At 74.8% G+C, this 20,788-nt stretch carries 13 protein-coding genes; 7 read left to right on the forward strand and 6 right to left on the reverse strand.

What is annotated here, in order from left to right:
* Window positions 1-2,547, forward strand: coding sequence for an aminopeptidase N (gene pepN, locus IE106_RS21650; RefSeq protein ID WP_189536639.1), 2,547 nt, complete (start codon window positions 1-3; stop codon window positions 2,545-2,547).
* A 194-nt stretch (window positions 2,548-2,741) separates the two neighbouring features.
* Window positions 2,742-3,749 carry a hypothetical protein gene (locus IE106_RS21655; RefSeq protein ID WP_189536641.1) on the forward strand — a complete coding sequence of 336 codons (1,008 nt, stop codon included), beginning with the start codon at window positions 2,742-2,744 and terminating at the stop codon, window positions 3,747-3,749.
* A gap of 58 nt (window positions 3,750-3,807) precedes the next feature.
* Here the strand turns inward: IE106_RS21655 and IE106_RS21660 are convergent, their stop codons facing one another.
* Window positions 3,808-5,007, reverse strand: a complete 1,200-nt coding sequence (locus IE106_RS21660) for a serine hydrolase domain-containing protein (RefSeq protein ID WP_189536642.1) — start codon at window positions 5,005-5,007, stop codon at window positions 3,808-3,810.
* A gap of 106 nt (window positions 5,008-5,113) precedes the next feature.
* Entirely contained in the window at window positions 5,114-5,581 is a 468-nt protein-coding gene (locus tag IE106_RS21665; protein ID WP_189536644.1) for an NUDIX hydrolase, read from the reverse strand.
* Between the two features lie 300 nt (window positions 5,582-5,881).
* Here IE106_RS21665 and IE106_RS21670 point away from each other — a divergent pair, with 300 nt between their 5' ends.
* From IE106_RS21670 to pepN (IE106_RS21680), 3 genes are all read left to right on the forward strand, one after another.
* A complete protein-coding gene (locus IE106_RS21670; protein ID WP_189536646.1) occupies window positions 5,882-9,178 on the forward strand; it encodes a S8 family serine peptidase in 3,297 nt (1,098 codons plus the stop codon).
* Window positions 9,179-9,364: 186 nt separating this feature from the next.
* Entirely contained in the window at window positions 9,365-10,393 is a 1,029-nt protein-coding gene (locus IE106_RS21675) for an aspartate-semialdehyde dehydrogenase (protein ID WP_189536648.1), read from the forward strand.
* A 141-nt stretch (window positions 10,394-10,534) separates the two neighbouring features.
* Window positions 10,535-13,099 (forward strand): aminopeptidase N, encoded by a 2,565-nt coding sequence (gene pepN / locus IE106_RS21680; RefSeq protein WP_189536651.1) that lies wholly within the window; start codon window positions 10,535-10,537, stop codon window positions 13,097-13,099.
* Window positions 13,100-13,202: 103 nt separating this feature from the next.
* Here the strand turns inward: pepN (IE106_RS21680) and IE106_RS21685 are convergent, their stop codons facing one another.
* Window positions 13,203-14,126: an EamA family transporter gene (locus IE106_RS21685; RefSeq protein ID WP_189536653.1), complete on the reverse strand. Its 924-nt coding sequence runs from the start codon at window positions 14,124-14,126 to the stop codon at window positions 13,203-13,205.
* Window positions 14,127-14,248: 122 nt separating this feature from the next.
* Here IE106_RS21685 and IE106_RS21690 point away from each other — a divergent pair, with 122 nt between their 5' ends.
* Entirely contained in the window at window positions 14,249-14,755 is a 507-nt protein-coding gene (locus tag IE106_RS21690) for a MarR family winged helix-turn-helix transcriptional regulator (RefSeq protein ID WP_189536655.1), read from the forward strand.
* A 137-nt stretch (window positions 14,756-14,892) separates the two neighbouring features.
* Here the strand turns inward: IE106_RS21690 and IE106_RS21695 are convergent, their stop codons facing one another.
* From IE106_RS21695 to IE106_RS21705, 3 genes are read right to left on the reverse strand one after another with little or no spacing between them, the layout of a single operon-like run.
* The gene (locus IE106_RS21695) at window positions 14,893-15,123 is read right to left on the reverse strand and encodes a hypothetical protein (RefSeq protein WP_189536657.1); all 231 of its coding nucleotides are present in this window, start codon (window positions 15,121-15,123) and stop codon (window positions 14,893-14,895) included.
* A gap of 20 nt (window positions 15,124-15,143) precedes the next feature.
* On the reverse strand, window positions 15,144-17,240 hold the full coding sequence (gene malQ, locus IE106_RS21700) for a 4-alpha-glucanotransferase (protein ID WP_189536659.1): 2,097 nt from the start codon (window positions 17,238-17,240) through the stop codon (window positions 15,144-15,146).
* Between the two features lie 35 nt (window positions 17,241-17,275).
* The gene (locus IE106_RS21705; protein ID WP_189536662.1) at window positions 17,276-17,500 is read right to left on the reverse strand and encodes a hypothetical protein; all 225 of its coding nucleotides are present in this window, start codon (window positions 17,498-17,500) and stop codon (window positions 17,276-17,278) included.
* 303 nt (window positions 17,501-17,803) lie between these two features.
* On the opposite strand from IE106_RS21705, the gene IE106_RS21710 reads away from it, so the two are divergent.
* Complete coding sequence (locus IE106_RS21710; protein WP_189536664.1) at window positions 17,804-20,779, forward strand: glycoside hydrolase family 84 protein; 2,976 nt, start codon at window positions 17,804-17,806, stop codon at window positions 20,777-20,779.
* Window positions 20,780-20,788: the final 9 nt, after the last annotated feature.

The raw sequence follows: 20,788 nt of genomic DNA on the forward strand, positions 1-20,788 counted from the left end.
GTGCCCGGTGAGAACCTGTCCCGCGACGAAGCCCACGAGCGGGCGGCCCTGCTGTCCGTCCAGGGGTACGACGTCGCGCTCGACCTGCGGTCGGCCGTCGGGGAGAGCGAGGCGGAGCAGCGGACGTTCCGCTCGGTGACGACGATCCGGTTCCGCTGCACGGCCCCCGGGGCGAGCACCTTCGCCGACCTCGTCGCGCCGTCCGTGACCTCCGTCGTGCTCAACGGGCGCGAACTGGACCCGTCGGCCGTCTTCGACGGGGCACGGATCGCGCTGGACGGCCTCGCCGAGGAGAACGTGCTGGTCGTGGACGCGCAGTGCGCCTACAGCCGCACCGGTGAGGGCATGCACCGCTTCGTCGACCCGGAGGACGGCGAGGTCTACCTCTACACGCAGTACGAGCCGGCCGACGCGCGCCGCGTGTTCGCCAACTTCGAGCAGCCCGACCTGAAGGCCCCGTACCGCTTCGAGGTGGCGGCGCCCGAGGGCTGGACCGTGTGGAGCAACGGCGCGGAGGAGTCCCGGGACGGCGGGGTGTGGCGGTTCGCGGCGACGCAGCCGATCTCCACCTACATCACCTGCGTCGTCGCCGGCCCGTACCACCACGTCACCGACACCTACCGGCGCGGCGACCTGGAGATCCCGCTCGGCGCGATGTGCCGCAAGGGCCTCGCCAAGCACTTCGACGCGGACGACGTCTTCCTCGTCACCAAGCAGGGCCTGGACTTCTTCCACGAGGTCTTCGACTACCCGTACCCCTTCGGGAAGTACGACCAGGCCTTCGTGCCCGAGTACAACCTCGGCGCCATGGAGAACCCCGGCCTGGTCACCTTCCGCGAGGAGTACATCTACCGGGGCAAGGTGACCCGCGCCGCCTACGAGCGCCGCGCCAACGTCGTCCTGCACGAGATGGCGCACATGTGGTTCGGCGACCTCGTCACCATGAAGTGGTGGGACGACCTGTGGCTGAAGGAGTCCTTCGCGGACTTCATGGGCACGTTCTCCATGGTCGAGGCGACCCGCTTCACCAACGGCTGGACCACGTTCGCCAACAACCGCAAGGCGTGGGCGTACCGGGCCGACCAGCTGCCCTCGACGCACCCGGTCACGGCGGACATCCGCGACCTGGAGGACGCCAAGCTCAACTTCGACGGCATCACGTACGCCAAGGGCGCCTCCGTCCTGAAGCAGCTCGTCGCGTACGCGGGCCGGGATGCCTTCCTGGAGGGCGCCCGCCGCTACTTCACGCGCCACGCGTACGGCAACACGACCCTCGGCGACCTCCTGGCGGTGCTGGAGGAGACGTCCGGCCGCGACATGAAGGCGTGGTCCCGGTCCTGGCTGGAGACCTCCGGCGTCAACGTGCTCACCCCCGTCGTCACGTACGACGGGACGGGTGAGCGCATCGCCGAGCTGGTCGTCGAACAGGACGGCGCCGAGGCGCGGCCGCACCGGGCCGTCGTCGGCCTGTACCGGCTGGACGGCGGGCGGCTCGTCCGCTACGCGCGGGCCGAGACCGACATCACCGGCGCGCGGACGGCCGTGACCGAGCTGGCCGGCGCCGAACGGCCCGCCCTGGTGCTGGTCAACGACGAGGACCTGACGTACTGCAAGGTGCGGTTCGACGAGGACTCCCTCGCCACCCTGCGGGCGCACCTCGGTGACATCACCGACCCGCTGGCGCGGGCGCTGTGCTGGTCGGCGCTGTGGAACACGACGCGTGACGCGCTGATGCCGGCGCGGGACTTCGTGGAGGTCGTCCTGGCCTTCGCGGGGCGCGAGTCGGACATCGGCGTCCTGCAGATGCTGCACGCCTGGGTGCGGACCGCGCTCGTCCACTACGCGGCGCCGCAGTGGCGCGAGACCGGCGGCCGGCTCGTCGCCCGGGCCGCGCTGCGGGAGCTGCGGAACGCCGAGCCGGGCAGCGAGCACCAGCTGACGTGGGCGCGGTTCTTCGCGTCGGTCGCGGGGACGGACGAGGACTTCGCGTTCCTCCAGGGCCTGCTGGCCGGCACGGAGACCGTGGACGGGCTCGACGTCGACCAGGAGCTGCGCTGGGCGTTCCTGGAGCCGCTCGCCGCGCACGGGCGGGCCGACGAGTCGGCGATCGAGGCGGAACTGGCGCGGGACGACACCGCGTCGGGCAAACGGCACCAGGTGCGGTGCCTGGCGGCGCGGCCGTCCGAGGCGGTCAAGGCGCAGGCGTGGGCCCAGGTGGTCGAGTCCGACAAGCTGTCGAACGCGCTGGTCGAGGCGACGATCGCGGGCTTCGGGCAGTCGTCGCAGCGGGAGCTGGTCGCGCCGTACGCGGAGAAGTACTTCGCGGTGATCGAGCGGGTGTGGGCCGAGCGGTCGATCCAGATCGGGATGGACGTGGTGCGGGGCCTGTTCCCGGCGCTCCAGGACCGTGCGGAGACGCTGGAGGCCACCGACGCGTGGCTGGCCGCGCACGAGGGGGCCGCGCCGGCGCTGCGCAGGCTCGTGCTGGAGGCGCGCGACGACCTGGCGCGCGCCCTGCGGGCGCAGGAGTGCGACGCGCGCGCGTGACCTGATCCCCCTCCCGGGGGCGGCGGCCGGCTTCCCGGCCCCGCCCCCGGGGGCTTTCGGGGCCGTCCCCGCCGCCGGTGAGGCGTTCCCCATCGGCTCTCGAACGTCCGTACTTTAGGGCGGGCTTGTCCCTGAATGTCAACGGACTCGTAACAGCGGTTAGGGGGACGGGGCCCGGTGGGCACGTCCGGAGCATGAAGAACACCCCGCTCTCCGCACGCTCCCTGTCCCGCCCCTCCGACGCGTCCGCGCGCGTCCTGACCGCCGCGCAGCTGCGGACGCGGGGTGTGCCCGCGGCCGAGGCCGCCGCGCGCTGCCGGGCCGGCGGGCCCTGGCAGCAGCTGCTGCCGGGCGTGTACCTGCTGCACCCGGGCCCGCCGACCGGCGAGGAGCTGCTGCGCGCCGCCCTGCTGTACACGGGGCGGCGGACCGCCGCGGCGGACCCGGACGGGTTCGGCGAGGCGATGGTCACGGGGGCGGCGGCGCTCGTCCTGCACGGGTTCGGCTCCCCTCCCCCGCTGTCCGCGCTGGACCGGGTCGACGTGCTGGTGCCGCGCACGCGGCGGCTGCGGTCGGCCGGGTTCGTCCGGATCGTACGGGCGTCGCACGAGTTCCCCGAGGCGCGCGTGATGGCGTCGCTGCCGGTGGCGCCCGTGGCGCGGGCGCTGGCGGACGCGGTGGCGCAGCCGGCCGACCCGACCTCCGTGCACCGGCTGCTGGCGGAGGCGGTGCGCGACGGCCACTGCGAACCGGCGGCCGTCGTGCGGGAGCTGAGCCGGGCGCGGCTGCTGTCGCGGCCGCACGTGGTGGACGCCGTGGACGCGCTGCTGGCCGAGGGGCGGACGGCGGCGGAGGAGCGGCTGTACGCGATGGTGCGGGAGTGCGGGCTGCCGGAACCGCTGTGGAACGTGGACCTGCGGCTGCCGGGCGGCCCGCACCTGGGGGGCGTGGACGCGTACTGGCCGGACCAGGCCGTGGTGGTCGAGCTCGACACCCGGGCGCCGCGCCAGGACGACGACGCGGCGTGGTCGCAGTACACCCGCAAGCGCGAGCACCTGGAGCGGCTGGGCATCACGGTCGTGCACATCACGCCGCGCAAGCTGCGCGAGGCACGGGACCAGCAGGCGATCGTGGTGCGTACCGCCCTGATGGCGGCCGGCGACCGCGAGCCGGCCGCCCACGTGGTCGTCCTGCCGAGGTGACGGCGGGGCGCCGGCCCCGCCGTCACCGGGCCGCGGGGCCTGGCCGCGGAACGCGGGCCTAGCCGCAGAACTCGGCCTCCGCGATCCTGCTCGTGTCGCCGGCCCAGTCGCCGTTGGCGTTCGCCGCCAGGGTGTGGTCGCCGGAGCGGGTCGCGAGGACCAGGGAACCCGAGCCGTGGATGCCGCCCGTGTGGCCCCACACCTTCTTGCCGCAGCTCAGCTCGGTGCTCATCAGCCCCAGGCCGTACCCCTCCCCCGCCCGGTCGGCCCCGGTGGGGACGGTCCTCGTCAGCTCCTTCATCTGCTGCTGTGGCAGCAGCCGGCCGGTCAGCAGGGCCCGCAGGAACTTCTGGAGGTCGGCGTTGGTGGAGATCATCTCGCCGGCGGCGCCGGCGATGGACGGGTTGAGCTCGGTGACGTCGTGGATGCGGGTGGCCGGGTCGGCCGGGTCGGCGCCGAGGGTGGAGTACGCGCGGCCGCTCGGCCGGGGCATCCGCGCGTCGGTGCCGGGCACGCTGGTGGCGCGCAGGCCGAGCGGCTTGAGGAGGCGGCGCTCGACGGCCTCCCCGTAGGGGCGGCCGGTCACCTTCTCGACGAGCATCCCGGCGAGCACGTAGTTGGTGTTGGAGTAGTCCCAGGAGGAGCCGGGGGCGAAGGCGGGCGCGTGCTCCATGGCGAGGGCGACGAGCTGCCGGGGGGTCCAGGTGTCGTAGCGGTGGTGGAGGAAGTCGGGGCCGAAGACCTTGGCCTGGAATCCGGGGTCGGCGGTGACGTTGTAGATGCCGCTGGTGTGGTTGAGGAGCTGGCGGACGGTGATCTCCCGGCCGTCGTGGCCGTTGCCGCGGACGACGCCGGGCAGCCACTTCTCCACGCTGTCGTCGAGGTCGAGGCGGCCCTCGGCTTCGAGTTGGAGGACGACGGTGGCGACGAACGTCTTGGTGATGGAGCCGACGCGGTAGCGGTCGTTCGGGAGGCGCTCGCGGCCGGTGGTGCGGTCGGCGACGCCCGCGCTGCCGTTCCAGACGCCGTGCCGGTCGCGGGCCTGGGCGAGCACGCCCGGGACGCCGCTGCGCACGACCTCCTCGACGGCCCGCCGGGTGGCGTCGTGGCGGCCGCCGGCCCGGTCCTCCGCCGCCGCGGCGGTCGCGGCGGGGCCGGGGCCGGGGGCGGCCGTGGCGGGGGCGGTGAGCGCGGTGGCGGTGACGGCGGCCGCGACCAGGGTCGCGGCGAGCGCGCCGCGTGCGGTGCGTACGGACATGGGGTCCCCTCTTCGGTGACTGCGTGACTGCGGTCGTCGGAGGGGACCGCGGGGCATCCCGCCTGGTTGATCGGCGCGCCGGGGATCCGGTGGGGTTGAGCGGGTTTCAGCCATTCGCGCCGGGCGCGGCGCGGCCGGTGGCGGGGCGGTCGCGCCACAGCCGCAGGGCGGTGTCGACGAGGGGGACGCGCGGCAGGGCGGGGACGTCGGCGAGGGGGTGCCAGGCGGCGAGGTCGGTGGTGCCGCCGACCTCGGGGCGGAGGCTGCCGCCGGTGACGCGGCCCTCGTAGACGATGCGCAGGCTGTGGAAGTCCGTCCGACCCCGGCCGCCGAGGCGGGGGTGGCCCGGCAGGTGCAGGGAGTCGACGCCGAGGAGGGCGGTCACCTCGGCGCGGTAGCCGGTCTCCTCCTCGACCTCCCGGACGACGGTGGCGAGCGGGTCCTCCCCGTGGTCCATGCCGCCGCCGGGGAGGGCCCACTCCCCCGCCGCGTCGGGGGTGGTGCACCGGGCGAGGAGGAGCCGTCCGTCACGTACGCACACGGCGTAGGCCGCCACCCTCAACCTCTGTCTCATATCGGCAGGTTACGGGGGACCGGGGAAAGCCCGGCGGTCGTCCGCGGCGATCGCGCCACCTCTCCCGGCCGCCGCGCCCGCACCGGGGAGGGGCGGCGGGGCGCCCCAACTGCCGCGGCAGCGGCGAGGATACGGTATCTGCCCTTTTGTTCCCACTGGCGGGCATCCCGCAGTGGCGGATGTCCGCCACGAGGACATTCCGCCTCCGGCAGACCTCCACAAAACCCGGTCGCGTACGAAAGGCTCAGCGGTCATCCGGTACCGATTTCCGGACCGTCCTTCACTCGACAGGGATGCCGAATGACGCTCGAACCCTCCCGCCCCATACCCGGGGCGAGACGCGCGGCCCGAATAGCCGCCGCCGCGGGCCTGGTCGCCGCACTCGCCGCGACCGGTGCCGCCCCCGCCTTCGCCACCCCCGCTGAACCCCCGGCGGTCACGCCCGAGCCCGCCAAGTCCGCGGCGGAGAAGCTCGGTTCGGACGACGCCGAACTGCTCGCCGAGGCCGAGGCCCGCGGCGAGAAGAACATCACCCTCATGGTCGCCACCGCCCCCGGCGCCACCGAGCAGGTCGCCCGCCAGCTCGACGCGGTCCAGGGCGGCACGGTCGGCCGGACGTACGACAAGCTCGGCTACGTCCGCGCCACCCTCCCGACGGCCCGGGCCGAGGCCGCCATCGGCGCCGCCGCCAAGCTGTCCAGCGTCCAGGGCATCGACCTCAAGCACGAGATCGTGCTGGACGACCCGTCGCCGGCCGCCGACCGCGCGCGGAGCGGCGCCACCGGCACCGCCGGGACCTACCCGGCGCCCGGCCGCGGCACCCCGGCCGTCAACCCGTACAACCCGTCCCACGAGACGGGCGCGGTCGACTTCGTCCGCAAGCACCCGACCGCGGACGGCCGCGGCGTCACCATCGGCGTCCTCGACTCGGGCATCGACCTGGGCCACCCGGCGCTGCAGAAGACCACCACCGGCGAGCGCAAGGTCGTCGACTGGGTCACCGCCACCGACCCGGTGGGCGACGGCGACCAGACGTGGCGGCGCATGGACGTCGGCGTCGCCGGGCCGTCCTTCACCGCCGAGGGCCGCTCCTGGAAGGCCCCCGAGGGCGCCTACAGGTTCCGCACCTTCGCCGAGGCCGCCACCAAGGGCGGCGACATGGACGGCGACCTCAACCGCGACGGCGACACCACCGACGTCTGGGGCGTCCTGTACGACCAGGCCGCCGGCACCGTCCGCGTCGACCTCGACGGCAACGGCGACTTCGCCGACAACGAGGCGATGAAGCCGTACAAGGACGGCTTCCAGGTCGGCTACTTCGGCACCGACAACCCGGCCACCGACGTCGTCGAGCGCATCCCGTTCGTCGTCGAGATCCGCAAGGACGTCGTCTACGGCGCCTCCGGCGCCAAGGCCGACTACGTCAACATCGGCGTCATCGAGGGCTCCCACGGCACCCACGTCGCCGGCATCACCGCCGCGCACGGCCTCTTCGGCGGAAAGATGAACGGCGCGGCGCCCGGCGCCAAGCTGGTCTCCTCGCGCGCGTGCACCTGGAGCGGCGGCTGCACCAACATCGCGCTCACCGAGGGCATGATCGACCTCGTCGTCAACCGCGGCGTCGACATCGTCAACATGTCCATCGGCGGCCTCCCGGCGCTGAACGACGGCAACAACGCCCGCGCCCGGCTCTACACCCGCCTCATCGACGAGCACGGCGTCCAGCTGGTCGTCTCGGCCGGCAACAGCGGCCCCGGCGTCAACACGATCGGCGACCCGTCCCTGGCGGACAAGGTCATCAGCGTCGGCGCCTCCATCTCCAAGGAGACCTGGGCCGCCAACTACGGCTCGGCCGTCACCAAGCCGTACGCGATGCTGCCCTTCTCCTCCCGCGGCCCGCGCGAGGACGGCGGCTTCACGCCGACCCTCAGCGCGCCCGGCGCGGCGGTCAACACCACGCAGACCTGGTCGCCCGGCGGCCCGGTCGCCGAGGCGGGCTACCCGCTCCCGGCCGGCTACTCCATGATGCAGGGCACCTCCATGGCGGCCCCGCAGGCCACCGGTGCCATGGCGCTGATGCTCTCCGCCGCCAAGCAGCAGGGCGTCGACCTCACCCCGGCGAAGCTGCGCACGGCCGTCGTCAGCCAGGCCGACCTCATCCCCGGCGCGCAGGCGCACGAGCAGGGCGCCGGTCTCCTCAACGTCGTCGACGCCTGGAAGGAGGTGCTCCGCGGCGCCCACGCCCACGAGTACACCGTCAAGGCGCCGGTCGACACCGCGCTCGACCAGCTCCTCGCCGAGCCCGGCTTCGGCACCGGCCTGTACGACCGCGAGGGCGGCGTCAAGGTCGGCCAGGAGAAGGTCTACGAGGTCACCGTCACCCGCACCACGGGTGCCGACCGCCCGATCCGGCACGAGCTGTGGTTCGAGAACAACCACGAGCGCACGTTCCGCGTCGTCGGCAGCGACGAGGTCCTCCTGCCGCTGAACAAGCCCGTCACGGTCAAGGTCGCCGCCAAGCCGCGCAGCGCCGGTGTGCACAGCGCGGTCCTGGAGATCACCGACCCGAAGACCAAGGGCATCGACAAGCAGGTCCTCACCACGGTCGTCGCGGCCGACCAGCTGGCCAAGCCCGCCTTCGGCCTGTCGGCGCAGGACACCGTCCAGCGCAACAGCCACCGGTCGTACTTCGTGAACGTCCCGGCCGGCGCCCAGTCCCTGGAGGTCGCCCTGGGCGGCCTGGCGAAGGACAGCCAGACCCGCTTCGTCGCGATCCACCCGTACGGCGTGCCGTCCGACCCCACGTCGACGATCAACTGCTACGCCAACTACACCAACCCGGCGAACACCTGCCGCCCCGACCTGCGCTCGTACCCGAACCCGCAGCCGGGCGTCTGGGAGATCGAGGTCGAGTCGCGCCGCACGTCGCCGCTGCTCGACAACCCGTACAAGCTGGACGTCGCCGTGCTCGGCACCACCTTCGACCCGGCCGTCCAGACCCTGCCGGAGGTCACGGCGGGCAAGGCCGCGCCGGTCGAGTGGACCGTGTCCAACGGCTTCGCCGCGCTCGACGGCAAGCTCCAGGGCGGCTCGCTCGGCTCCGCCAAGGTGACGCGCCCGACGATCGCCCACCACGCGGTGCAGCGCACCACCGTGGAGATCGGCGAGGGCGTCGAGCGGTTCGACGTCGCCATCGGCAACGTCTCCGACAAGGCCGCCGACCTGGACCTGTCGGTCCTGCGCAACGGCGTGCAGGTCGGCTCGTCCGCGGACGGCGACTCCGAGGAGTCGGTGTCCCTGGTCAAGCCCGCGGCGGGCACGTACACGATCGTCGTCGACGGCTACTCGGTCCCGGCCGGGGAGACCGCCTACGACTACAAGGACGTGTACTTCTCGTCCGCGCTCGGTCAGGTCAAGGTCGACGAGTCGAAGTCGATCTCCCTGGCCAGCGGCGCCTCGGCGCGGTTCGGCGCCGAGGTGCTGGTGAACGGCGCCGCCCCCGAGGGCCGGCAGTTCTTCGGCGAGGTGCGGCTGCTGAACGCGCGCGGAACCGCCGCGGGCACCGGCAGCGTCGTGATCGGAAAGGTCACTCCGTAGTCTGGAGGGATACGGAGTGAGGGGGCGGACGTCCGTGGGGACGTCCGCCCCCTTCGTCTTCCGCCGCCCCCGCGCGGTCCCGTGGTCCCGTGGGCCTTCTCACCCCCTGGACAACGGATTGGCGGGGCGGCGGGGGACGGACGCATCATGGAGCAGCGCCCAGCACACACGTACGGAGGAGTCCCCGTGAAGGTAGGAATCGTCGGAGCCACCGGTCAGGTCGGCACGGTCATGCGCAGGATCCTTGCCGAGCGGAACTTCCCGGTCGACGAGCTCCGGCTGTTCGCCTCCGCGCGCTCGGCGGGCTCCACCCTGGAGTGGCAGGGCCGCGAGGTCACCGTCGAGGACGCCGCCACCGCCGACTACACCGGCCTGGACATCGTGCTGTTCTCCGCCGGCGGCGCCACGTCCCGGGCGCTCGCCGAGAAGGTCGCGGGCCAGGGCGCCGTGGTGATCGACAACTCCTCCGCGTGGCGCCGCGACCCCGAGGTGCCCCTGGTCGTCTCCGAGGTGAACCCGCACGCGGTCAAGGACCGCCCGAAGGGGATCATCGCCAACCCGAACTGCACCACCATGGCCGCCATGCCGGTCCTGAAGCCGCTCCACCAGGAGGCCGGCCTGGTCGCGCTGGTCGCCACCACCTACCAGGCCGTGTCGGGCTCCGGCGTCGCGGGCGTCGCCGAGCTGGACGGCCAGGTCAGGGCCGTCGCCGAGCGCGCCACCGAGCTCACCCACGACGGCGGGGCCGTCGAGTACCCCGAGCCGGGCGTGTACCGGCGGCCCATCGCGTTCAACGTGCTGCCGCTGGCCGGTTCGATCGTCGACGACGGCTCCTTCGAGACGGACGAGGAGCAGAAGCTCCGCCACGAGTCCCGCAAGATCCTGGAGATCCCGGAGCTGAAGGTGTCCGGCACCTGCGTGCGCGTCCCGGTCTTCTCCGGCCACTCCCTGCAGGTGAACGCCCGCTTCGAGCGCCCGATCAGCGTCGAACGCGCGTACGAGCTGCTCGGGGAGGCCGAGGGCGTCGAGCTGTCCGAGATCCCGACCCCGCTCCAGGCCGCCGGCAAGGACGCCTCGTACGTGGGCCGCGTCCGCGTCGACGAGACCGTCGAGCACGGCCTGGCGCTGTTCGTCTCCAACGACAACCTGCGCAAGGGCGCCGCGCTGAACGCGGTGCAGATCGCGGAGCTGGTCGCCGAGGAGCTGCGCGGCTGACCCGCGTCCGTGCGCGAGCGGCGGACGGCCGCTCGGGGGGTGGTCCCGCCAGACGGCGGACCACCCCCTTTTTTGCGCTCCGTGTTCGGCGCCGCCCGTGGAAGGATGGCCCCCAAAGTCGTACATGGAGGAGATGACCGGGTGCCTGGCACAAACCTGACCCGTGAAGAGGCGCAGCGGCGCGCGGCGCTGCTGACCGTGGACGCGTACGAGATCGACCTCGATCTCAGCGGTGCGCAGGAGGGCGGGACCTACCGGTCCGCGACCTCCGTGCGGTTCGAGTGCGCCGAGGAGGGCGCGGAGTCGTTCATCGACCTGGTGGCCCCGGCGGTGCACGAGGTGGTGCTGAACGGCAGGCACCTCGACGTCGCGTCGGTCTTCCGGGACTCGCGGATCGCGCTGAAGCACCTGCGGCAGGGCGTCAACGAGCTGCGGGTCGTCGCGGACTGCGCGTACACGAACACCGGCGAGGGCCTCCACCGGTTCGTCGACCCGGTCGACGACCAGGCCTACCTGTACACGCAGTTCGAGGTGCCGGACGCGCGGCGGGTGTTCGCCAGCTTCGAGCAGCCGGACCTGAAGGCGACGTTCCGGTTCACCGTGAAGGCGCCGGCCGGGTGGACGGTGATCTCGAACTCGCCGACGCCGGAGCCGAAGGACGACGTCTGGGCCTTCGAGCCGACGCCGCGCATCTCCACCTACGTGACGGCGCTGATCGTCGGCCCGTACCACGCGGTGCACTCGACGTACGAGGGTCCGGGCGGGCAGGTCGTGCCGCTGGGCGTGTACTGCCGCCCGTCGCTGGCGGAGTTCCTGGACGCGGACGCGATCTTCGAGGTGACGCGGCAGGGCTTCGACTGGTTCCAGGAGAAGTTCGACTACGCGTACCCGTTCGCCAAGTACGACCAGCTGTTCGTGCCGGAGTTCAACGCGGGCGCGATGGAGAACGCGGGCGCGGTCACCATCCGCGACCAGTACGTGTTCCGGTCGAAGGTGACGGACGCGGCGTACGAGGTGCGGGCCGAGACGATCCTGCACGAGCTGGCCCACATGTGGTTCGGCGACCTCGTCACCATGGAGTGGTGGAACGACCTGTGGCTGAACGAGTCGTTCGCCACGTACACGTCGATCGCCTGCCAGGCGTACGCCCCCGGCTCGAAGTGGCCGCACTCGTGGACGACGTTCGCGAACCAGATGAAGACCTGGGCGTACCGGCAGGACCAGCTGCCGTCCACGCACCCGATCATGGCCGAGATCCGCGACCTGGACGACGTCCTCGTCAACTTCGACGGCATCACGTACGCCAAGGGCGCCTCGGTGCTGAAGCAGCTCGTCGCGTACGTCGGCATGGACGCCTTCTTCCAGGGCGTGCAGGCGTACTTCAAGCGCCACGCGTACGGCAACACGCGCCTGTCCGACCTGCTGGGCGCGCTGGAGGAGACCTCCGGGCGCGACCTGGGCACCTGGTCGGAGAAGTGGCTGGAGACCGCGGGCATCAACATCCTGCGGCCCGTCGTCGACACGGACGCCTCCGGGGTCATCACGTCGTTCGCGGTGAAGCAGGAGGCCCCGGCGCTGCCCGCGGGCGCGAAGGGCGAGCCGGTGCTGCGGCCGCACCGCATCGCGGTCGGCTTCTACGACCTGGACGACGCGGGCAAGCTGGTGCGCACCGAGCGCGTCGAGCTGGACGTGGACGGCGAGCTGACCGGCGTCGACGCGCTGGTCGGCAAGCGGCGCCCGGCGGTCGTCCTGCTGAACGACGACGACCTGTCGTACGCCAAGGTGCGGCTCGACGAGGAGTCGCTGCGCAACGTCGTGGCGCACCTGGGCGACTTCGCCGAGTCGCTGCCGCGGGCGCTGTGCTGGGCGTCGGCGTGGGACATGACCCGCGACGGCGAGCTGGCCACGCGCGCCTACCTGGACCTGGTGCTGTCGGGCATCGGCAAGGAGTCCGACATCGGCGTGGTGCAGAGCCTGCACCGGCAGGTGAAGCTGGCGCTCGACCTGTACGCGGCGCCGGACTGGCGCGAGACGGGCCTGGCCCGCTGGACCGAGGCCGCGCTGGAGCACCTGCGGGCGGCCGAGCCGAACAGCGACCACCAGCTGGCGTGGGCGCGGGCGTTCGCCGCGACGGCCCGCACGGACGGGCAGCTGGACCTGCTGGCGGCGCTGCTGGACGGCTCCGAGACGATCGAGGGCCTGGCCGTCGACACGGAGCTGCGCTGGGCGTTCGTCGAGCGGCTCGCGGCGACCGGCCGGTTCGGGACGGACGAGATCGCCGCCGAGCACGAGCGGGACAAGACCGCCGCCGGTGAGCGGCACGCCGCCACGGCGATGGCGGCGCGCCCGACGGCGGAGGCGAAGGCCGAGGCGTGGGCGTCGGTCGTGGAGGCCGACACGCTGCCGAACGCCGTGCAGGAGGCCGTGATCGGCGGTTTCGTGCAGACGGACCAGCGGGAGCTGCTGGCGCCGTACACGGAGAAGTACTTCGCGGCGGTCAAGGGCGTGTGGGAGTCCCGGTCGCACGAGATGGCCCAGCAGGTCGCGGTCGGCCTGTACCCCTCCCTCCAGGTCTCCCAGGCGACCCTGGACGCCACGGACGCGTGGCTGGCGAGCGCGGAGCCGAACGCGGCGCTGCGCCGCCTGGTCTCGGAGTCCCGCGCGGGCGTCGAGCGCGCCCTGAAGGCGCAGGCCGCCGACAGGTGACGCGACGGGGCGGGGCCGCTCGCGGGCGGCCCCGCCCCGAAGGGCGGAGGAGGGGCGGGGTGCCGAGGGCGCCCCGCCCCTCTCCGTCTCCCCCGGGGGTGCGCTACGGGCGGCCGGCCGCCCGCCGCACCGCCCCGGCGGGCGGGAGGTCCTCCGCCGCGCGGGGTCCGGGTGCCCGGGGCGCCGACTGCCCCAGCACCGTCGCGGTGAACGCCACCGCCATCCCCACCAGCTGCACGGGTCCCAGCGCCTGGCCCAGCGCGGCCCAGCCCACCACCGCCGCCGTGATCGGCGACAGCGGCCCGAGCAGCGTCACGGACGTGGCGGTCAGCCGCCCGATCCCGCGGAACCACAGCCAGTACGCGACCGCCGTGTTCACCAGCGCCAGGTAGGCGTACCCGAGCACGGCCCCGCCGTCCAGCGCCGGCGGGGCCCCCTCGACCAGGAACGCGACCGGCGCGATGACCAGCCCGCCGGCGGTGAGCTGCCACCCGGTCATGGCGAGCGGGCCGACCCCCGGCGGCCGCCCCCACCGCTTGGTGAGGACCGTCCCGGCGGCCATCGCCGCGGACGAGGCGAGCCCGGCCACCACCCCGACGAGGTCGAACGCGGCGCCCGCCGTCAGCACCACGAGGCTCACCCCGAACGCCGCCCCGATCGCGGTCAGCAGGGTCCGTACGGTCGGCCGCTCCCCCAGCAGCAGCGCCGCCAGCCCGACGACGAACAGCGGCCCCACCGACCCGACGACGGCGGCGACGCCGCCCGGCAGCCGGTACGCGGCGAGGAACAGCAGCGGGAAGAACGCCCCGATGTTCAGCGCGCCCAGCGCCGCGGAGCGCCACCACCAGGTGCCGGACGGCAGCGTCCGGGTGAGCGCGAGCAGGGCCAGCCCGGCCGGCAGGGCCCGCATCAGGCCGGTGAACAGGGGCCGGTCGGGTGGCAGGAACTCGGTGGTGACCGCGTAGGTGGTGCCCCAGGAGACCGGGGCGAGCGCGGTGACGGCGATGAGGGCGGAGCGGGACGGCACGGCGATCCCTCCGATCGGATGGCTTGGCGATAAGTAGCTTAGCCCTAAGCTACTTAACCACAAGCTACTTACCGGGGATCCGCTTTCTTGCGAGCGAGCGGGGAGAGGGCGAGACTTCCGCCATGACCGCGAGCCCCGCCCTGGACCCCGTCGACGCGATCACCGCCCAGTGGGCGGTGGTGCGCCCCGACCTGGACACCGTCCCCATGGCCGTCTTCGGCCGCGTCTACCGGCTCACGCACGCCATGGCCGAGCGGATGGACCGCGCCTACGCGTCCTTCGGCATCTCACGCGGCGAGTTCGACGTCCTGGCGACGCTGCGCCGCTCCGGCGAGCCGTACACGCTCTCGCCGCGCCAGCTCTCGGCGACGCTGATGCTGACGACGGGCGGGATGACGGGCCGGCTGGACAAACTGGAGCGGGCCGGGCTGCTCGGCCGCAGCCCCGACCCGCACGACCGGCGGGCGCTGCGGGTGACGCTCAGCGAGCGGGGCCTGGAGATCGTGGACGGGGCCGTGACGGCGGGGCTGGCCGTGCAGCGGGAGGCGCTGGAGGCGGCGCTGGACGAGCGGGAGGCGGAGCAGCTCGCCGGCCTCCTGCGGAAGCTGCTCCGCGCGACGGGAGCCTGAGCGCCTCACGGCACGGGCGCCCCGGAGCCGTACGGCACGGGCGCCCCGGGCGGGGGCGCGGCCCGTGCCGGGACAGCAGGGCGCCGCACACCGGGGACGGTTCCCCGGCGCGCGGCGCCCTGGAGGATCGGGGTGGGTCAGGCCTGCTTCTTGGAGCGGTCCAGCACCATGACCAGGCCGGCGATGACCGCGAACAGCGCGATCGGCGCCACCACGAACAGGCCGAGCGTCTCCACGACGCTCAGGCCGGGGCCCGGGTCGTCGCCGTCGTCGCGCACGAGTGCGAGCGCGGGGGACGACATGAGCAGCATCATCAGCGTCGTACCGGCCGCGACGGCGCCGGCGCGCAGGGCGTTCTTCTTGTCCACGGAGCAAACGTAGCGAACGCCTAACCGCGCCGCGCGTCCGGGGGTGCCGTACGGGCCCCGGGAGCCTCCAGCTCGGCCGCCAGGGCGCGCAGCCGGGGCGAGGCGGCGAGCTCCTCCAGGGTGACGGGGCGGCCGTCGGCGCCGGCCACCGGCAGCCGCCAGTTCGGGTACTGGTCCCAGGTGCCCGGCAGGTTCTGCGGGCGCCGGTCCCCCACCGCGTCGGGCAGCCACACGCCGGTCATCCGGGCCCGGGTGCGGCGCAGGAACCGGTACACGGCCCGGATCTCCGCCTCCTCGTCGCGCGCGGCGCCCTCCTGGAGGACGCCCAGCTCCCGCAGGTACGCCAGCCACTCGGCGACGTCCCCGGCGTCCTCGGCCCGCTCCTCCTCCAGCGGCCGGAGCAGCAGCCCCAGCCGGTGGCGCAGCTCCACGTGCTCCCCGCTCAGCCGGGCGGCGGTGGGCGGCAGGTCGTGCGTGGTCGCCGTGGCCACGCAGTCGGCGCGCCACGCCTCGGGCGGCAGGGGGCGGCGGGTGCCCTCCCAGTCGCGCTCGAACCACATCACCGACGTGCCGAACACGCCCCGGCGCCGTAGCACGTCCCGCACGCCCGGCTCGACCGTGCCGAGGTCCTCGCCGATCACGGCGGCACCCGCGCGGTGGGCCTCCAGGGCGAGGACGGCGAGCATCGCGTCGGCGTCGTACCGGACGTACGTGCCCTGTGCCGGCGGCAGCCCGGCGGGCACCCACCAGAGCCGGAACAGCCCCATCACGTGGTCGATCCGCAGGGCGCCCGCGTGCCGGAACAGGGAGCGCAACAGGTCGCGGTAGGGGGCGTAGCCGGACGCGGCGAGGGCGTCGGGGCGCCACGGGGGCAGCCCCCAGTCCTGGCCGCGCGCGTTGAACGCGTCCGGCGGGGCGCCCACCGACATGCCGCGCGCGTACGCCCCGGCCTGCGCCCAGGCGTCGGCGCCGTCCGGGTGCACGCCGACCGCCAGGTCGTGGACGACCCCGACGGCCATGCCGGCCTCGCGGGCGGCGCGCGCGGCGGCGCCCAGCTGCTCGTCCGTCAGCCAGGCGGCCCGGCGGTGGAAGGCGACCCGGTCCTCCAGTGCGGCGCGGGCCCGCGCGGTGGCCGCCGAGCGGGGGTCGTGCAGGCCCTCGGGCCACTGGGCGCGGTCGGCGCCGTACCGCTCGGCCAGCGCGCACCAGGTGGCGTGGTCCTCCAGCGCCTGCCCCTGGGCGGCGCGGAAGGCGTCGAACGCGGCCTGCCGGCCGGGGCCGAGCGGGACGGTCCCGACGATCTCCAGGGCGCGCCGCTTGAGGACCCACACCGCGTCCCGGTCGATCAGCTCGCCCTTGCGCAGGACCCCCTCGCGCAGCTCCCCGGCCCGCCCGGCGAGCGCGTCGAGCTCGGCGCGGCTGGCGCCGGAGACGTACGCGAACTCGGGGACGTCCTCGATCCGCAGGTGCACCGGGTCGGGGAAGCGGCGCGAGGAGGGGCGGTACGGGGAGGGGTCGGTGGGCGTGCCGGGCACGGCCGCATGGAGGGGGTTGACCTGCACGAAGCCCGAGCCGAGCGCGCGGCCCGCCCAGCCGGCGAGCTCCCGCAGGTCGCCGAGGTCGCCCATGCCCCAGGAGCGGGTGGACAGCAGTGAGTACAGCTGGACCAGCACGCCGTGGCAGGACGCGGCGGGCTGCGGCACGCGCGCGGGGGCGACGACGAGGGTGGCGCGGGCGGCGCGCCCGTCGGGGGCGCGGGCCTCCAGCGCGTGGACACCGGGTGGCAGCTGCGCCCAGGGGACGGGCGAGGCGGCGGTGCCGCCGTCCTCCAGGGCGATGCGCAGGGCCGTGCCCGCGGGCAGGGCGGCGACCGGCCGGGGGCGGCCCGCCGGCTCGTCGCCCTGCCACACCACGACCGTGGGCGGGAGCAGCCGCGCCGCCCGCGCCTCCTCGGCGGCGGCGAGCGACGCGTCGACCGCCGCCGGGGTGGTGGCGTCGACGTCCAGGGCGCCGAGGACGGTGACCACGGTCGCGTCGGGGACCGGGACCGTGGCGCCCGGGGACGGGGAGTACGCGGTGGCGACTCCGTGCAGCGTGGCGAGCCGGGCGAGGGTCATACGGCCTCCTGGACGCTTCGGGTGCTTCTGCGTGCCTACGTGTGGAGTGGCTCCGGTCCGCCGGCCGTGCCGCGCGCGGTCGGTTCGCTGGTCAGGGGCGCGGCGTCGGCGAGCGGGGGTTCGCTGGTCAGGGGGGCGGCGTCGGCGAGGGGCGGTTCGCTGGTCAGGGGCCCGGAGAAGGGCGCGGGGGCGGGACCGGAGGACTGTCCCGGTACCCGTTTGGAGAGCGCGGAGAGCAGCAGCTGGGCGGACGCGGCCATGGTGGCCTCCCTGTGCGAGGTGACGGTGCGATCGCAGCAGCCCTACCCATCGCACCCCCGGGCATCCACGCGACGTGGCGCTGCTCACACTCCACGAACACGCCGGCCCCGGAGCGGCTCCGCCGGGGCCCGGCGGCTCGGTGTGCAAATACGACACATCGGCCACGCACATTGACACCTTCGTCAGGGGGTGGTGGGCTCGAAACCCGTCAGTAGGGCGACCTGCCCGACGGACCGTCAGAACAGCGGTACGGCCACCGGCAAAGCTACCCACAGAACCACGCAGGACGAGGGGAGACGCGCGTGCAGTTCGGCCAGCTCGCGCAGTTCGGTCGCGGCAAGGGCACCGCGACCGCCATCGCGGTCGCGGTGATCGGCGGTCTGCTCGGCGGCGCGCCGGGCGCGCTGGCCGCGCCCGGCGGCCCCGGCACCCCCGCCGCGGCGGTGCCCGACCGGGACGCCGCGCCGCGGCCGCCCGCCGTGTGGCCGCGCCCGCAGACGATGCGGGCCGTGGACGGCGCCGCCGTACGGCTGGGCGACGAGGTGACGCTCGCGGCGGACGCCGCCGCCGACCCGTACGCCGTGTCGGCCCTGGAGGACGCGCTGCGGGAGGCGGGCGTGCGGCGGGTGCGCCGCACCGCCCCGGAGGGCGCGGCCGGGGGGCGCGGACCGGTGGTGTGGTTGGGCGGCACCGGCGCGCAGAGCGCGCTGCACGCCCTGCGCGCGCCCGAGCGCGGCGACCTGCCCTCCGGCGGCTACCGGCTCGCGACCGGCCGCCACCAGGGCCGGGACACGGTCGCCGTGGACGGCGTCGGCGCGGACGGGCTGTTCCACGCCGTGCAGACGCTCCGTCAACTCGTGGCCCCCGACCGGACGGTCCCCGGGGTCGTCGTGCGGGACTGGCCCGGCACGGCCGTGCGCGGCCTGGCGGAGGGCTTCTACGGCCACCCCTGGAGCCACCCCCAGCGGCTGGACCAGCTCGACTTCATGGGCCGCACCAAGCAGAACCGTTACCTGTACGCGCCCGGCGACGACCCGTACCGGCAGGCGCAGTGGCGCGAGCCGTACCCGGCGGCGCAGCGCGCCGAGTTCCGGGAGCTGGCCGAGCGGGCCCGGCGCAACCACGTGACGCTGGCGTGGGCGGTGGCGCCCGCCCAGTCGATGTGCCTGGCCTCCGAGGACGACGTCCGGGCGCTGAAGCGCAAGGTCGACGCCATGTACGCGCTCGGCGTGCGGGCGTTCCAGCTGCAGTTCCAGGACTCCGCCTACGACGAGTGGCACTGCTCGCGCGACGCGGACGCCTTCGGCAGCGGCCCCGGGGCGGCCGCCCGGGCGCACGCGCGCGTGGCGAGCGAACTGTCCCGGCACCTCGCCGGCCGGCACCCGGACGCCGAGCCGCTGTCGCTGATGCCGACCGAGTACTACCAGGACGGGGCGACGGAGTACCGGACCGCGCTCGCCGAGACGCTCGACGCGCGCGTGCAGGTGGCGTGGACGGGCGTCGGCGTCGTGCCCCGCACGATCAGCGGCGGCGACCTGGCGAAGGCCCGGGACGCGTTCCGGCACCCGCTGGTCACCATGGACAACTACCCGGTCAACGACTACGCGCAGGACCGGATCTTCCTCGGCCCGTACACCGGCCGGGAGCCGGCCGTCGCGGCCGGTTCGGCGGCGCTGCTCGCCAACGCCATGGAGCAGGCGTCCGCCTCCCGCGTCCCCGTCTTCACCGCCGCCGACTTCGCCTGGAACCCGCGCGGCTACCGCCCCCAGGAGTCCTGGCGGGCCGCGCTCGACGACCTGGCGGGCGGCGACCCCGAGGCCCGCGAGGCGCTGGGCGCGCTCGCCGGCAACGACGCCTCGTCGCTGCTGGACCCGCAGGGCGAGTCGGCGTACCTGCGCCCCCTGCTGGCCGGGTTCTGGCGGACCCGCACCGCGGCGGGCGGCCCGGCCGAGGCCCGCGACCGGGCGGCGCGGCAGCTGCGCGCGGCGTTCACCGTGATGCGCACCGCGCCGGAGGCGCTGACCGCGCCCGCCGGGGGCCGGTTCGACGACGAGGTGCGGCCCTGGCTGGAGCAGCTCGCCCGGTACGGCCGGGCCGGCGAGGCCGCCGTCGACATGCTCCAGGCGCAGGCGCGGGGCGACGGCGCGGCGGCCTGGCGGGCCCAGCTGGCGCTGGAGCCGCTGCGCCGGGACCTGGCGGCGAGCCCCGCGAAGGTCGGCACCGGCGTCCTGGACCCGTTCCTGGAGCGGGCGCTGGCCGAGGCGGGCTCGTGGACCGGCGCGTCCCGCCCGGTCGGCGAGCCGTACCGCACGGCCACCTCGTACACCGTGGACCTGGGCCGGGCGCGCCCCGTGGAGGCGGTCGCCGCGATGGCGGAGCCCGACTCCGGCGAGGGCGCCGTCGACGTGCACGTGCCGGGCGAGGGCTGGCGGCGGCTGGGACCCCTGTCGCCCACCGGCTGGACGCAGGCCCGCGCGGGCGGGCTGCGCGTGGACGCGGTCCGGGTGAGCTGGGCGGCGGGCGCGGCGAAGGTGCCCGTACGGGCCCTGGTGCCGTGGTTCGCCGACGAGCCGCGGGTCAGCCTGGACCTGCCGCGCACCGAGGCCGACGCGGTGATCGGCGGCGGCCCCCAGCGGGTGGACGCGGTGCTGTCGACCCGGCGGCCGGAGGCGGTGCGCGGGGCGTTCACCGCGAAGGCGCCCAAGGGCGTCGTGGTGAACGCCCCGAAGGAGACGACGGTGCCGCGCGGCGTGGCCGCCAAGGTCCCGGTGACGGTCACCGTCCCCGAGGGCACCCCGGCCGGCTCGTACACGGTGCCGCTGTCCTTCGCGGGCGAGGAGCGGACGCTCACGGTCCGGGCGTACCCGGCGACCGGCGGCGCGGACCTCACCCGGTCCCCCGGCGCGACGGCCTCCTCCTCCGGCGACGAGACGTCCGACTTCCCCGCGTCGGCGGCCGTCGACGGCGACCCGGAGACCCGCTGGTCGTCGCCGGCGGAGGACGGCGCGTGGTGGCAGGTCGAACTGGCCGAGCCGGCGCGGGTGGGCCAGGTGGTCCTCCACTGGCAGGACGCCCACGCCAAGCGGTACCGCCTCCAGGTCTCCCCCGACGGCCGCACCTGGCGCACGGCGGCGACGGTCGGCGAGGGCAGGGGCGGCCGCGAGACGGTCCGCATGGACGCCCCGGGCACCCGCTTCCTGCGCGTGCAGGGCGAGGAGCGGGCGACGGAGTACGGGTACTCGCTGTTCGAGGTGGAGGCGTACGCGGTCACGGAGTGAGGCACGGCG

Origin of the sequence: Streptomyces roseolilacinus (assembly GCF_014649335.1) — a bacterium.
In the GTDB taxonomy this organism is placed as follows: domain Bacteria; phylum Actinomycetota; class Actinomycetes; order Streptomycetales; family Streptomycetaceae; genus Streptomyces; species Streptomyces roseolilacinus.